The organism is Robbsia andropogonis, from assembly GCF_000970345.1.
GTDB classification, from domain to species: domain Bacteria; phylum Pseudomonadota; class Gammaproteobacteria; order Burkholderiales; family Burkholderiaceae; genus Robbsia; species Robbsia andropogonis.
The window spans coordinates 21450-37270 of sequence record NZ_LAQU01000031.1 but is presented as its reverse complement, the minus strand read 5'-3'; the positions used below and the strand labels follow the sequence as shown (position 1 = coordinate 37270).

Genomic DNA, 15821 nt, shown 5'->3' with positions numbered 1-15821 from the left:
CCCACTATTGGCGGACTCGCGCGCGAATCGGCCGGACCAGCTTCAACGCGACACACGCTTGAGATATCGAGGGCATGAGCATTGAACGCCACGCTGCCGTCGTTCAAAAAAATCCTCCTGTTTATGGATACCGCGCCTCTTTCGATATGCGCCATTCCCGCAGTGAGAGACCATGCGGTGATCCATCAAGATCACCGCGATTAACTGATAATTAAACGGCTTTTTCCAATGTGTACAAACGTACGCCTGATTAAGTTGTTTGCGCATTTCTGATATTGTTGGAATAATAATTGCTTAAACATTTTTTATAATGGTGCGCTTCCGGAGGTGGCAGGCATGTCTGTTCGGGACCAGTCGTCCACAAAACATAAAATCCTCGATGCTGCGGAGGAAGTCTACGCTGAAGAAGGCTCGGAAGGCTTGACGTTACGTGCAATCACAGAGCGCGCAGGGGTTAATCTCGCCTCCATCAATTACCATTTTGGAACAAAGGAGGCGCTCTGTCAGGCGATGCTGGCGCGGGTACTGGATCCGCTCTACGCCGAGCGTGGTGCGCTCCTGGACACGCTGGAAGAAGTCAACGGTGAACACATCCGTCCGACTCACGTCATCGCGGCAATCATTTTGCCGTTGGCGAGAGAGTTCACGCGCAAAGATCAAACGGCAAATCGCATAGCATTTTTCCTGAGAATCAGCTCGGACCCGTCTACTCCGATTCGTGCGTTTCTGTGCGATCAATATCGCGGCATTTGCCGACGGTTCGACGAGACGTTTATTCGCAGCGTTCCCACCGTACCACGGGATGAGGCGTTGTGGCGTTCACGAGTGTTTTTCAATGCGCTGCCGGGCACGATCGGCAATCAGAACATGGTGTCGATGCTATCCGAATTGCTGTTACGCCCCGGCATGACGATCAAGGACTTGATCATTCACTTCGGTGCGGTTGTGGAGGCGGTCACCACAGACAGTGCCGACGTCGAAGCACTGGCAAACGACGTTCTCGCACAAGCAGTGCAGACATCAACGCTGCGTGCTTTACAGGCACATCTGCCAACGCGCCCGGAAAACATGCTGGAACATACAACGCGTTTCCTGTGGGAACCGGCCCTTGCCAGCGCATTGCGCGTTGGCTGACCTCTTTTCGCGTAACGTGGCGCGATAGGTGAACTGCTATGGTATCCGGCAGACCTGGCGAATAATACTATCCGCCTCATGCTGTGTTTGTGCGTTCTTATCGCTGCCGCGGGCCCTCCCATGAAACATCGAAATCTTTGAAACGTCGATAAAAAAGCGCCCGGTTCGAACTGAACACGAGCGCTTCAGAGCTGTGGCAACAGCGCACAAGGACACATCTTGGTACGCGATGCCTACAGTACCGCGGCATCGTCGACGCCGCGGTTTGTCGGATTACAAACTTAGAACTTGTGACGCAGGCCGACGTTGACCAGCGTTTGCGAGCTGGTACCGTTGTAGCCGTACGAACCGATCGACGCAACAGCCGACGTCACGGTCGTTGCGTTCAAACGCGTCTCGCCGCTGGCGTGCTGGTAAGCAGCCGTCATGTACACGTCGGTACGCTTGGACAGGTTGTAGTCCGCGCCCAGCGAGACTTGATGGTACGTCGCCGACGTATCGCCGCTTGACTTCGTGTAGCTGTAGCCCACGCCCACCAACATGGCCGGCGTTGCCTGATAGTTCAGGAAACCTTGCCCGGTGTTGTACTTCTCTGAGGTCGTGAAGCCCGACGATGCGTCGTTCGAGTACTTCGCGTTGCTGTAACCCAGGCCGGCCGTGAACGGGCCAAACACATACTGACCAGCAATACGTGCGATACCGATCGAATGCGCTGCCGAATAGCCCGTGTTGATCGAGCTGTCAAACGGACCGTCCGACGAACTCGACCAGCCCGAACGGGCCGTCGACGCCGTGTTGAACGACTTGATGTAACCAGCGGCGATCGAGAACGGGCCGTTCGCGTACGACACGGCACCCGAGTACGACTGCTTCGAGCTTTGGCTACCGGCAACGTTACCGAACGCGTACATACCCGAGAACTGCAGACCCGAGTACACAGCCGACGTGTACTTGATCGCATTGTTCACACGGAAGCTGTTGTCGTAGTTGTCGACGTCACCTGCGGTTGCGAAAGCCGAACCGAAGTAATTGTCGGCCGTGATGCCTTGCACCAGGTCAATCACCGGATCATATTGGCGACCGAGCGTGATGGTGCCAGTCGTATCGCTTTGCAGACCGACGAATGCCTGACGGCCAAACTCTGCGCCACCTTGACCCAGCGTGCCATTCTGTGGGTTGAAGCCGTTTTCCAACGTGAACAGTGCCTTCAGGCCACCACCCAGGTCTTCAGTACCCTTCAAACCCCAACGGCTACCCGACAGGTTACCGCCGCTGGAATTACCCAGCGCCCAGAGATTGTTACTTCCCGACGCGTGGTGCACGTACGTGAGCGACTCGTCGATCACGCCATACAACGTCACGCTGCTCTGTGCGTGTGCGGCGCCAGCTGCACCGAGCACTGCGAGCGACAGAGTCGACATCAGGAGCTTGTTTTTCATTTTCCGTATCTCTCCAAACGGCATAGTGTTGAATCCGGATGAGAAGATAGCTTGCCACTGCAATTACGGAAACTAAAAAAAACCGTGTCGCCGATTGGATACACGATTGGGTACAAAAATGAAATACATCATTTCGCAAACGAGAAATAACGAAAAAGTATTTAAGAACAATGACTTGAAAAAAAACAACTGATATTCCAGAAAAGATATTTAACAATTTAGCTTGTGATCTTCCTGGATGCCGAGAACGACTAGTCGATTTTTACCGTTTTTGGGGCGTGTTTTTGCGGTTAACATATAAATTTGTGTAATTGACCAAACAATTTAACAAAGGGTTTACACCTATCAAGTTTTACGGGTCGCGATGCCCAATGACAACAAAAGCGTGCCGATACCACGCCAGTACCGCACCCATTTTCAGACGATCTATGCGTTAAAGCCGTTTGGGCGACATTGTCAAAGTCAGTGTCCCATGCACCATTTTTAGCGAGACCGGTTATTGCAAAAGTCACTAGTGCATCGAAGGTGAACATCTATGGTTGGCAGACTGAGGGATATTTAATGAAGTCGTACCATTGACGTTCACCTGTACCGAAATAACTCTGCACAGGATCAACGCACGTAGGCAAAACGTGCGCAACCGGACCCTGCTATTCGTAACACGAATACCTGGGCAGTCTTGTATCTTGCTCAGGAGGACGTCGTACGCCGAGACGAGCCCGACGTACGGCGCGTTGCAGTCGATGTAATGGAAGTGCCGGTTCGGGGGATGTCGAGCAGGACGATGTCGGCTTGAGCGCCGCGGTTGGAAAGCGACAGTCGCGCGATGCTGATGGGCAAGTTGAAGCGGCGTGGGCCGGCGCTACCAGGATTTAAGAACAGAACTCCTGCTTGCTCTCGAATAAGGGGCTTGTGTGAATGCCCTGATACAACCACGTGCACTCCGGCGTCTGCGGGATCAAATGGCAAATCTTTATCACTGTGGATCAGATAGACAGTGTGACGACCAAATGTGCATTCCAGCACATCGGGGATAGCGTCCGCCCAGTCAAGACCAATATCGTTATTACCGCGAATCGCAGTGACGGGCGCGATGCGCGACAACCGTTGCAGAATTTCCGCATTCCCGATATCGCCGGCATGAAGAATGTGGTCGACGCCGCCCAGCGCAAATTCCGCCTCACGACGAAGCAGGCCGTGGGTATCGGAGATGATGCCGATGGTATAGGACTCTGCCATCCTTTATACCGGCATCAATAGATGCCGACTCCGAAAACGATCAAGCGTATGGAGCCAGTATTGATGCGTTTTTCCCCACGATGGAGAGAAACTCGCGGCGTGTGGAAGCATCCTCGCGAAAAGCGCCGAGCATTCGACTGGTAACCATCGTCGATCCCGCTTTGTGTACACCACGCGTTGACATGCATTGGTGCGCAGCTTCCAAAATGACAGCGACCCCTTTTGGTTCCAACGTCGCATTCAAGGTATCGGCAATCTGCACCGTCATCTTTTCCTGGATCTGCAAACGTTTGGCATAAGCATCCACCAAGCGCGCTAGCTTCGATAAGCCCACAACGCGCTGATTTGGCAGGTAGGCGACATGTGCCTTGCCGATGATAGGCACCATATGGTGTTCGCAATAGCTCTCAAAGCGGATGTCCTTCAGCACGACCATTTCGTCATACCCATCAACTTCGGAAAAGGTCGTGGAAAGCAGAGTGGCAGGATCAATAGCGTAGCCGGCAAAAAATTCGTCGTAGGAACGAACGACGCGTGACGGCGTATCCAACAAGCCCTCGCGATCCGGATCATCACCGGCCCAGCGAATCAATGTCCGCACCGCCTTCTCGGCTTCCTCGCGCGTCGGTTTGATTGTGTCTGTCATTCCCATCCATCCTTGTTCATTGCCGCCGCTCAACCAACTTACCCGCATCGCGATCATATCCCATGCCGCCTGGGACTCGTTCACTTACAGTAAAGCAAGCGCGTTATTCTACCTCTTAGTACGAGCGGCCGTGAACCGTCTTCCCGTCGGTTATTGATAGGTACATGTCTATGGTTCAAAACTGTGCGAGCAGCCACTTTTTGCACGCGATGATTCCAGCAACCCTGTCACTTCCCTATTCACCTAACGGATCTTCACGATCCGAGTGCCTACCATAGAGATATACGTATTAACCATATACACACCCCCCTCCGGACCAGTGCCGTGCACCTATTTACCATATCCACAGCTCTTTTCACCCATCGAAGGTAACCTGCCATACCAACGACGTTCACCTTTAGCACGATTACCGTTTTAAATTCAATGCCTTATTGGCGCTAAAGGTTTACTAAACTAGTAAAGTGTCTTAGGTAAACACAACCCAACGTGTGCATTTGTACAGAACCATAACCCTTCACCCTCATGTGCTTGCATTCCAAAAATGAATTAAAAACAGCTACTTAGCAGGGAAAGTTCACGTTGGTTTCATGACCCCGGCAAAAGTAGCCCGTGTAGCGAAGGTGCATAGCTATGGTGTGTTTCCTCTGCGGAGATGTATTTCTGTGCCGTAAGACGAAAAATATTGTATAAAAACATAGTAATAAGAAATAAATTTGATGTTATTTCTAGGTTTGAAAGGGGTCTCACAGGTGAACAGCTATGGGATAACGTAAAGGTGAACGTTTATGGTCCCTCACAGGCGACTACTCCCCTTCAAATTAAAGGGCTAAGACGTGACATCTTCGATTTCATGGGCATTCGCCATCTAAAGGTACATGTCTATGGTACGAACAAAAGGTGCATTGTTATGGTAAAGCGGCCGACACTACCGCTATAGCCAAAGGACCGCGAGGCTAAGATCATTTCCTCTCAAAAAATAGTAGAAATCACGTTTTGCGACAGGCTTAGAGGGACTGTGCGAATGGATTCTTAAGCGACACTCGTCAAATCGCATCACTTTACGGGTACTACTTTGGTCGCTTCCACTGGAAAAAACCACAGATTCGCTTAGATGCTTTGCAGGACAGCGTTACTTGGATAACGCCGCTGTGCTTCCAGAGAGCAGCGTTCCAATGGAAAGGTGAATATCTATGGTTCACAAAGTCGCAGTTGGATCGGTGCGCTTGTTTGCTCCTTATCCCGTTCTGCTTTTCGTTTTGCCAAGTGGTACGGCGGTCGAACGGGATACCCGTAGCACTTAGGTGAAGGTTTATGGTCAATCAAACAAGCGCTTGGCGGAAACCGCAGTGGAAGAGCGCCCGCCGAACAATAACGTGAATCCACTTGCGTGTGCTTGAGGTACATATCTATGGTTCGTGTCTTGTTAGAATGCCTCGCAGCGCGTGATATCTCATTTTTAAAATAGTAGAACAATATCAATTACCTACAAGAATTCGCCAGCTGGTTTTCCCGTTTGAGGTGAACGGCTATGGTTCGAGAATCGCGCCGCTGATTCATTCCAATTGGTGCACGATATCGGCGATAATGTCACCTTGGCCGCGCCAAAAGATGCGTGGCGGCGCATATCGAGGTTGAGTTCATGGCAAGCGGCAGTCGAGCGAGCAAAGAAACGCAGATCGCATTGTTTCAGGCGGCGGAGCCACCGGAACCGTTCAAGAAAGCGGTCCAGGCGGTTCATATCGCACCGAAGTCGGGCGCCATCACGTTGCAACAAGCAAAGATGTTCAACGCGTTGATCAAAAATGCAATCGCACAAAATGCGGAAGATCAGCGGTTGACGTTTGAGTACTCACTGCGCAATCTTATCGACGACGTTGGGCTGAACAGCAACAACCGCAATTACGTCAAGGCGACGATTAACTCGCTCGTCGGTACGGTCGTCAATTGGGATCATTTGATGCCCGACAGTCGCAGCATCTGGAAAGCATCGGGCCTGTTATCCGGAGCGGAAATTGATGGATCGCGACTACGCTACAACTTCTCCGACCAGATTCGTGAATTGCTGTTGAATCCAGTGATGTACGCAATGATCGACATGCGGATCACCCGGCAATTCAAACGCGGTCATTCGCTGACGCTATGGGAAAACGTTGTGCGCTATGAGGGAATTGGCCGTACAGGCAAGATTCCGGTGAAGACGTTTCGCGAGCTTTTTCTGGGGCAGGATTCGAACAAGAGCTCCTATCGCGAATATAAAATCTTCAAGAGTCGAATCCTGATTCCGGCCATGAAGGAGGTCAACGAAGTTACTGACCATACCGTGGAGTTGATCGAATACAAAAATGGTCGATCGGTAGCGGAAGTGCAGTTCACGATCACCAGAAAACCCGAAGCGAAGTCCGAAGAGGATGTGGACCCGGCAGTGCTCCAAGCAGTGACCAAACTTGGCGTTCTTCCATCGGAAGCACGCAAGCTTGTTAACGAATATGGCGTCGACCGAGTGCAGCAGGCGATCGCTTATCTAAAAGAACGAATGGGCAAGCGGAACGCGCCGCCTGTCGATAATGTTGGCGCCTATTTCCGTCGTGCACTGTCTCAAGGATGGGGAAGTGTTACCGCAGGAAGAGCACCAAAAGCCACTGAGGTGAACGTCAATGGTAAATCTCGCGGCGCGGACGCGACTGGCAATATGGCCGGTGCCGCTGGGCTTTCCCCTAAGGAACTGAAAGAACGCTTTATTGCCCATCGACTGCCGCTTGCGAAATCGTATTTCAACGAACTTGCCGTAGAAGATCAGACACAATTGCTGGCAGACTATAACGACAGCGTTTCTTTGAAACAGTTAAAGATCTCGAAGTCGCGCAAGCCGTCTGTGGTTGCCGAAAAAAGTTTTTTTAACTGGCTCGCTCACGTTACGTGGGGTGAACCAAGCGACGGGGACTTGTTGCAGTTTCTGCTGAGTGGCGCGGCGGCCGCCGCGTCGCGGTCAGACTCGCCCACGCCGGACGATATCGACGAGTGAAAAGGTAGCAGGTTATGGTACTGGGCCTAGGATAATGTCCAACTGCTGCGACTGAGTTCGGTCAGAGGAATCAGGCGATGAGTGAGGCGCCGTCGAGACCAAACTGCGACTTGATATCGGTCAGAAGTGCGTCCCGCTGTTTCTGGTCGTTAAACTTGACGTCGAGGACGACGCGTCCCGAATCCCATTCTTTCAACGTACCGAGCTCTCTCCCGTCGCTCGCGACAATCTTGTATTGTCGCGACAGTTGTTTCTTTGGACGCTTGCCAAGCTCCGCATTTTTTCGGATCGACTCCACTTTTCGAAACGTCAATGATTCGTCGACAATACGACGAGCCAGTTGCTCGGTCATTCGCCCATCTGTTGCCTTTTGATATAGGGTCAGTTCGTAGGCCGTGTTGATTCCAAAATGGTGAGGATGCTCTTGGATAGTTTCCTTGACGGGAGACGGCAACTCTAGCAACGACAGCAGTTTACTGATTTTCGTGGCGTTCTCGCCGGCAATTGATACCAGATCTTCGTCCGTCATTGCGATCTGGTTGTCTTTCAATTTCTGCAAGCCTAATGCAACGTCTAGAACGGTTTCACCTTCACGTTCGTGGTTCAACGCTTTGGACAAGCGGTAGAAATCCACTGGCTGTAAATCTTCAAGAATGCAGCAGTCCATCTGTTTGCGCCCGATCGACTGCATTGCCAGGCGTCGATAGTGGCCATCAATTAGCAGATATTTGCCAGGGCGATGCGCATCCGGTGTCACAAGGACAGGAACCAACTGCCCCTCTTTCTGAATCGAGACTGCCCTCGCTTCAATTGCCTCCGGATTGTAATAGCTTCGACTGTTCAAAGGGTTACTTTGAATAGCTTCAATCGGCAAAGCGGCAAACCGCTGTCGGACACCCTTTGCTGCCAGGTTGTCGAGGCTGTCCGCTAGTGCAGTGGGATGTGCCGGCGTAGGTGACGCTGTTGCCGCGGAAGATATGAGCGTCAGTGGTGCGGCGTCGTTATGGATACGCCCTTCGCTATTCACAGCATCATTGGGATTCGATGGACTGCTCGATAGCAAGCCATTCGGTTTTTCGCTGATCAATTCCTCGGCACGCGAGAAGCGGTCGTCAAGCGACGCGCGCATGGCACCATCACGGTTGATCCCTTTTACAAGCGATCCAGAAAAGTTCTTTTTCCAGCCATTCCAATTTTCCTTAGATAAGTGCCAGAACTTCGTCGACAAGCGAATTGACTTCGCGCACTGCGTCTTTCCCGCCAGAAATGGTATGTACCGATTGCCCAGTAGTCTCTGCCTCTTTGAATGCCGCCCTCAGTCCAAGCCGGCTTTTCAGCATGGGAACACTGGGGTCTTCGGATAAGTGCTGGAAGACCTGTTTGACGATCGAGATGTTCTGGTACATGTTAGGAAGTGTGCGAACCTTCAAAGATTCATTGTTCGCCATTGCCGTTGCTGCAAGTTTCTTTGCTTCTTCGATAGCCCACAAATTCCCTCCAGAACCACCGACCGGAATCAAGGCAAGGTCGGAAACAAGCAGGGCCACAGACGGTGCAACCGACTGGATTGCAGGCGGGCAGTCTATGACGATGTAATCGTAATCAGCGACAAATTTTCGAATTTCTCTGTGCGCTGCGGAAGCCATCATGCTCAGATTGATCGCCGTAGTTTTGACGGGACGATCCTCGCTAGACATGGATGCCCATATGGTGGCGGTCCCTTGCGGATCGAGATCCACCAGCAGGGATTTATTCCCACGCAAAGCGAGGGTTTCTGCAAGATGGCAACTGACAAGGGTTTTGCCCGCCCCACCCTTTTGATTGAACACTGTAATGATTTTCGCTGCCATCTTGTACCTGCCTCCCGCGAATACGCCGAAACTTTCTACGTAGAAAGTCGTTTCAGCATTGTAACCAAGAAAGGCTTATTCAATCAATAAAACAAAGAAAGATAGTATTAATGAACGATATCTCGAGAGAGCTAATCTTGAGCGTTCTGCAAAAAATCTTATGGAGCCATCTGCGCATTCCTGTCATACGCACCGACTGATCGATGTTTAACTGACGACGCTCAGTACGGTGAGCATGTACAAGGAAGAATATTGATTCCAACATCCCTCCACACGGTTTAATCGATGTGGCTAATCACGGCATGAAACGCGACAGCTTTCATTGTCAGGGGTGCCCAGATCGCTGAAACACGCGAACAGCATCAGGCTTTTGTTCGACTTGGTACGACTTTCTACGTAGAAAGAGCCATGTGAATGCGAGGAGTCCGGCGCCAAACTTTTCTACCTTTACGCTGCGTCAGATCCGGATATATCTTCAGATTCCGCATTGACTTTGACTTAAGAGCATTGGGCTACGCATACTCCTTCTCTTGGTATTCGACTGTAGCCCGTGAGTGCGTGTAGTCGATGATCTGTCGTTGATCTTCTACACATAATGCTATTGCGTGAGCTAAAGCAACGTGCGCAGCAAGGACTTTCTACGTAGAAACCTGCTCGCAGAAGTGATAGCCATCGGATCTGACCCTGCACGGCACGTTTTAAATGACTTGCTGGTATTGCGCCTTTTTAGAAAGACTATTCATAATCGCACGGCGAGGCTGTCGCTACGTAAGTAAGGGCGTTGTCGATGAAAAAGGGCGATGCTGATCGGTCGATATTGGGCAACACAATGCCAGATTTGCCTGAATCCGTAATTTCGATCGACTGCAATGTGAGCAGGCGGCATAGTCGTGAAGGCACGTAACGGTGTCTTGTTGCCGGTCGTCACTGTGACTAGGTTCCTAGGGTTACGTTTGGTTAGTTCTCACGGAGCATCCGCAAGGTTTTCGGCCGAACCATGAAATACGGACCTGGAAATTCGGCAGTATCGATTCGTATGATGCAGTGATGGGCAGTTTCTACGTAGAAAGTCACCTATGCCAGGAATGCATAAGCCTTTGCAATACACAAGAGCAGCAAAACTATCAGCTGTCGCAACAAGGTCGGCCTTTGATTCAGGCCAATTTGTACGCGATGCCATTCCGCACCCAGATGGTGGACTTTCTACGTAGAAAGTCCGATGGCTACAGTTGATGGCACTCCCGTGTTGATAGTAGATAACAGCGTTCACATGAATCTTACTTCACCAGTCGGTTGCCTCCGGACACCATATTTAGCGAATCGATCACGGGCAGCCAGCACGATGACTCGCCTCATCGATGGAATCCGGTTGTATAAAAATAATAATATATTTTTAATTACTAGTGATGAAATCTATCTACACAATCAAATGGCGACTGACTTTGTTGCGCGTCCCTATCGTACATCCGGCTGGGGCAACGCCGACATGGAGGCCACAAAAAAACGAAATGCGCCCCGGATAATGATATCCGTCATATGTCTGGCAGACATCCAAGCGTGCAGTGCATCCAAAAGTAAATGGGAAAGTTGTTATTTACTCAACACAATTGACATTTGGGTTAGGGGAAACTGATCGCACTAATGCTCATCGGGTCAACTAAAAGCAATGATTGCAAGGTGTGAATTCAGCGGACACAAAAAAGTCACGTCTATACAAGGTCGCAGTGTCGTAACGCAGTCTCATTCTTCTCCAGCGCTTTGGTGTGTCAGTTCGATGGCAAACCGTACCATGGACAGAGCAGGGTAGACCTCGTTCACCGCCGACTTCGATTCGGAGAGCATGTCAGTCGACCGTGCTTAAGTGCTTGTATTTGCGTATATTTCCGCAAAACGTAATGGATCGTCCGAGTTTGTTGAAAAAAAGATGATAGCCTGATAACACGCTATAATGAATCACAAGCCTGCCGTAGATACCCCGTAATCGGCCAATTGCATTCGAATGTATTCAGTCATTCCCCTGATATGCCAGAAAATCCTGTCAAAGTGGCGGCACATCTTGATATCGGGGCCGTTCCGGAAATAAAGACGCCGCAGGCAATAGGCGCGTCGGCTGATCGTCTACATCGACGGCGAATCGGCTTACACCACATGGCGTTCATTCGTGGGGTATATGAAGGGCTCGATATCGGTGCGTTAGCCGAGCAGTATCTCGGCACGCTTGGTGATCGCAGGCGAGTGAAGAGCACGCTGCGTTGGCTCGTCGAGGAATTGTCAAATGCCGCGCGAAAGCGCGGTGACAGTGCCGGCGCCCGCTTGTTGCGCTTGCCAACCGCGAAGCTTGCCGATACGCCGTTTGATGCGACCGTCATTCATACGTGGCAAGACGACACACGCTTGCAACCTGGTGGGGCAATTCGTACGGGAGATCGCGCGACTCCTTTATCAAAGCCCACCATACCGTTGCAAGGCACGGTTCGACAGACATCGATGGTGCCGGCGTCGGTAAGCGTCATGCCAGGAGACGCTCCGACGCATGTGTTCGCGTCACTTGATGATTTTCGCGAGACCCATGATCCGGACGGCGTGTATTCAGAAGTTGAATTGATCGCTTTGTACGAGGAAGCGCGACTCAAGGCAGGTCGCGGCGCGTCAACTTTCGCTGTGTCTACCGCCCGTTTGGTCGACGACACGACGGGTATGCAAACCCCGTCCGCATTATTGGCGACCGTGCCCGATATGGCCTTGAAAAAGGCGAGTGTAATCGCGGACCGGGCCGTGCGACGAGAGGCGCGTAATCAGCGCCTTCGCGCCAGACGTAGAGAGGTGTTGGATCGACTAGAAGCCACTTTGGTCGAACCACCTCGATTGCATCATTTCATCGGCGATTGGATCGATCCTGTCTTGGCGCGCCGCTTGGAAGCGGTCGATGTGAAGACTGTAGGCGATCTATTGTCGATGATCAATCGTCGAGGTTTTCGCTGGTATCGGGATGTGCCCCGGATCGGCCTGCGCGCGGCACAACGACTTCAGGATTGGCTGTCCATGAACGCCGTCGACCTTGGCGCTCGCATTGCCCGACATGCGGCAACACCGCGTCGGCAATGGAGTCCAAATGTAGACGCCGCGCGCCGTGTCACAAGTGATCGATTGGCCGCCATCGAGTACTTCACCCCATCGGATGCCTTAGTGGCTGCCGACCGCGATATGCTTATTCGCGTCCTTGACCGGTATAAGCAGTCCGCCAGCACCTATCGATGCTTCCGCCTGCAGGCGGAACGCCTGTTGCTATGGACCGCGTTGATACGACAAACCACGCTGGGGCAATTGCGCGTGATCGATGTGGAAGCATATTTTGCATTTATGCGTGCACCTGATTCTGAATGGTGTGGCCCTAAGGTGGAGCGCGGTCTGCCGACCTGGCGTCCATTCGAAGGCCCCGCCAGCGACGCATCGGTCAGAATTGCCCGTCGTACGTTGAAGGTGTTGTTCGGGCATCTGGCGCTCGCGGGTTCGGTTCGCCACGGGCTATTCGATTCGCTGTTGCCTTCGATCAAGCCAGTCGCGCAGTCAGAGATCGAACATACGCGCACTGATGCTGTTTCCGCGATACCGCAGTCTGCAAAAGCGTGGTGTGACATAGGTGCATCGATGGCGAGCACATCATCCAGTCGACGACCGCCTCTTGCAATACATGTGGCCCGTATGCGATTGCTTGCGCATGTCGTCGCAGTGACAGGACTACGAATGTCGGAAGTGGCAACGTTGCGTGTTCGGGATATCGATGCGCTTATTCAGCAGGACATGCCGGTCGTGCGTGCCACGACATTGGTGACGGCGCGTCGGGGGCGGCAACGCTGCCGCTACCCAAAAGCCGATGCATGTCGGGTGCAACTGTCGCCGGGGGTTCAAGCAACGTCATTATCCATCGAGACACTCCAGTGCGCTTTATCAGACTATCTTGCGCTTCGCGAAGCACAATCAGGGCCGGTCAGCCCCGATGCGTGGCTTTTCCTCCGGCATACTGCCGCAGGATTCGACCCGCAGTCCGCCGCGGTTCCCGCTGGTACGCTTGTCCGCGTACTCGCGCGTTTTGCGGCGACGATGCACGCTCACGGCGCCATGGTCGCTACCACTGGGACATCGTGACGCCGTGACGGTTTTCCATGCGCCCCCGGTGTGAGCAGCATGTTATTTAAGGTCGTGCCCCGAACATTTATTCGAGGACGGTCATTGGCTTCGCAATGGCGCCGCTGGCGAAAAGATATCCACAGATTTTGTGGATATCTCTGTTAATTCTCCTAGTGCGAATAGCTTAGTTCCATGATTTTTTTGTGAAATTTTTGTGGCGACCTGGGTTGGTCAAATCAGGGGCGTATGCGTCTTGCGATCCCGGCCAGTGGCCGTCGGCGCAAGAAATGAGCAGATGGTCCACTAAGCATCGCGCCGAGTGGCGCAGAATTACAAGCAAGTGACGTGCCAATCGATTGGTCGAAAGATCACCATGGGCTTTTGACGCGATGCTCTCGCTTGAGGCGTTCCCGCGACTTCGCGGAGTGCACGATTACGGCGCCGTCTTTCCTGTCCCTGACCAACGCTGCCCTTGCTTAAGGTGACGAGGGTGCAGTTTGCGGTTTCTCGACCACCACGCGCCAGGCGTCGGCCGCAATGACTGTCATGGGCAACCCTTCCATCACCAGTTTCCGATACTGTGCCGGATTCATTAACGCGAATGCATACCGCTCGGCGCGCCACCGTGCTTCCCAGTCCTTGATGTTCGGAATCCATTTTTCTGGCTCTGCATATACGCCAAACGCCAGTTCATCTGCTCCTTGAACCATGATCGTGGTGTGACCTATATAAAACGGTAATGTATGGTCAAGTTTTTCCACCGCATAAAAGGGTGTATCGGCGGGCGCGCGCGCCATCGCGGCCTTGATCGCCGGGGCTAGCGGCGCTCCCGACATGGGTTTTCCCAAGGCGTCGTGCCCGGTGCCGGCGATCAGACAAAGGCCTAACCAGCCGCATCCTACCGCCGCGAAGGATGCTGGCATTCTTCGCGGGTTGCGCGCCAGATACATGGCGAACCACGTCATCACCGCACAGAAAACGAAACCGGCGAACACCCACCACTGGAAGGTTTGAAACGCTTGGTGCGAGTCACGCGGTGTTCGCACGAACCGAATGACAAATGATGCAACTGCGGCTATGACCAAAAAGATCAAATAACCTTGGAGATGTCGTTGCCAGCGCGTAGAGGGAATCAAGACCGCGCCGTGGGCAAGCAGGAGTGCGATGGCTGGTGCAACCGGCAGCACGTAGGGGATCAACTTCGAATGCGAAACGCTAAAAAACAAGAAGATAAAAGCGCCCCAGACCACGGTAAAGGCAGTGCCATTGATCGCGCCCTGACGGCCATCGGCGCGCCATACGGACACGGCGCGGCGCAAGGTGTCAATTGGATGGCGCCATGCCTTTACTGTTCCGGCTGTCGGAAATGCAAGTGTGAGCCAAGGTAAAAATCCAAGCAGGATGACGGGCACGAAATACAAGAACGGGCCGGGCCGATTCTGTTGTGGCGTAAGGTAGCGTTCAAATTGTTGAACGATAAAGAAGAAATGAAAGAACTCAGGATTGGCTTTCTGAACCAGGAAAAACCACGGCAGCACAATGACCATGAACAACGTCAGCCCTGCAAGAATGTGCAGGCGCTGCCATACGCGCAGGTTAGCGCTGACGATCGAATACACGATCAGAACCGAGCCGGGAAGGATCAAGCCGACCAGCCCCTTGGACAACACCGCTGCAGCCATCCCCGCCCAACATACCAGCATCCAGCCGTGCCGTTGCCTTGTGGTCGCAGATGTGCGCTGCGCGAGTAGCAGTGCGCATAGCACCCATTCCATCCAGAAAGACAGGCCCATGTCCAGCGTGTCGTAATGGCCCAGCGCTGCCCAGTACGGTGCGCCGGCGAGGATGACGGCGGCATAAAAACCCGTCGCGGCACCATAAAGCCGCGTTGCCGTATAGCCAAGCAATAGCACGCCACCGAACCCCGTCAGTGCGGTGTAAAGCCGAGCCTGCCAGTCACCAATGCCAAACCATGCAAACGTCAATGCGTTTGCCCAGGTCTGCAACGGTGGTTTTTCGAAGTATTTGTAGCCGTTATATCGGGGTGTGATCCAGTCGCCGGTCGTGAACATCTCCCGGGCCATTTCCGCATAGCGACCTTCGTCGTTTGGAATGAGATGGCGCAAGTCCAATGGCGCGAACCAGACGATGGCGAATGCGACAAGGAGGCAGACCAGCAATGAACCAGTCCAGATAAAAGAGTTGGTACGAACGGGGCGAACGTGCATGGGAAGACCAGGCTTTGCTCAATGAGCGGTTTCAGACAAACGAACGTAAGGTACGAGCGTGTAAAACAGACGCGAAATGCACGCTTGTTCAGACCAGCCGCAACGCTGGCGCGACGTTACGTAGGGTCCACTTAA

At 52.7% G+C, this 15821-nt stretch carries 9 protein-coding genes; 3 read left to right on the top strand and 6 right to left on the bottom strand.

Going from position 1 to position 15821, the window contains the following annotated elements; genetic code table 11:
- The first annotated feature begins 336 nt into the window (after positions 1 to 336).
- The gene (locus WM40_RS28165; RefSeq protein WP_024905321.1) at positions 337 to 1134 is read left to right on the top strand and encodes a TetR/AcrR family transcriptional regulator; all 798 of its coding nucleotides are present in this window, start codon (positions 337 to 339) and stop codon (positions 1132 to 1134) included.
- A 281-nt stretch (positions 1135 to 1415) separates the two neighbouring features.
- Here WM40_RS28165 and WM40_RS21100 read toward each other — a convergent pair whose 3' ends face one another.
- The 3 genes from WM40_RS21100 to folE form a co-directional block, all read right to left on the bottom strand.
- Positions 1416 to 2573 (bottom strand): porin, encoded by a 1158-nt coding sequence (locus WM40_RS21100; RefSeq protein WP_024905320.1) that lies wholly within the window; start codon positions 2571 to 2573, stop codon positions 1416 to 1418.
- Positions 2574 to 3263: 690 nt separating this feature from the next.
- Entirely contained in the window at positions 3264 to 3812 is a 549-nt protein-coding gene (locus WM40_RS21095; protein WP_082103080.1) for a metallophosphoesterase family protein, read from the bottom strand.
- A gap of 40 nt (positions 3813 to 3852) precedes the next feature.
- Positions 3853 to 4464 carry a GTP cyclohydrolase I FolE gene (gene folE, locus WM40_RS21090; protein ID WP_046153892.1) on the bottom strand — a complete coding sequence of 204 codons (612 nt, stop codon included), beginning with the start codon at positions 4462 to 4464 and terminating at the stop codon, positions 3853 to 3855.
- Positions 4465 to 6097: 1633 nt separating this feature from the next.
- Between folE and WM40_RS21085 the strand changes: the two genes are divergently transcribed.
- Positions 6098 to 7480 carry a replication initiation protein gene (locus WM40_RS21085; protein ID WP_024905317.1) on the top strand — a complete coding sequence of 461 codons (1383 nt, stop codon included), beginning with the start codon at positions 6098 to 6100 and terminating at the stop codon, positions 7478 to 7480.
- Between the two features lie 70 nt (positions 7481 to 7550).
- Here WM40_RS21085 and WM40_RS21080 read toward each other — a convergent pair whose 3' ends face one another.
- Together WM40_RS21080 and WM40_RS21075 are read right to left on the bottom strand one after the other, a co-directional pair.
- Complete coding sequence (locus WM40_RS21080) at positions 7551 to 8708, bottom strand: ParB/RepB/Spo0J family partition protein (protein WP_157685887.1); 1158 nt, start codon at positions 8706 to 8708, stop codon at positions 7551 to 7553.
- The gene (locus tag WM40_RS21075; protein ID WP_024905315.1) at positions 8680 to 9330 is read right to left on the bottom strand and encodes an AAA family ATPase; all 651 of its coding nucleotides are present in this window, start codon (positions 9328 to 9330) and stop codon (positions 8680 to 8682) included. The genes WM40_RS21080 and WM40_RS21075 overlap by 29 nt, the downstream gene beginning before the upstream one ends.
- 2148 nt (positions 9331 to 11478) lie before the next feature.
- Between WM40_RS21075 and WM40_RS21065 the strand changes: the two genes are divergently transcribed.
- The gene (locus WM40_RS21065; protein WP_157685177.1) at positions 11479 to 13476 is read left to right on the top strand and encodes a phage integrase family protein; all 1998 of its coding nucleotides are present in this window, start codon (positions 11479 to 11481) and stop codon (positions 13474 to 13476) included.
- Positions 13477 to 13934: 458 nt separating this feature from the next.
- Here the strand turns inward: WM40_RS21065 and WM40_RS21060 are convergent, their stop codons facing one another.
- Positions 13935 to 15686: a glycosyltransferase family 39 protein gene (locus WM40_RS21060; RefSeq protein WP_024905313.1), complete on the bottom strand. Its 1752-nt coding sequence runs from the start codon at positions 15684 to 15686 to the stop codon at positions 13935 to 13937.
- Positions 15687 to 15821 lie beyond the last annotated feature (135 nt).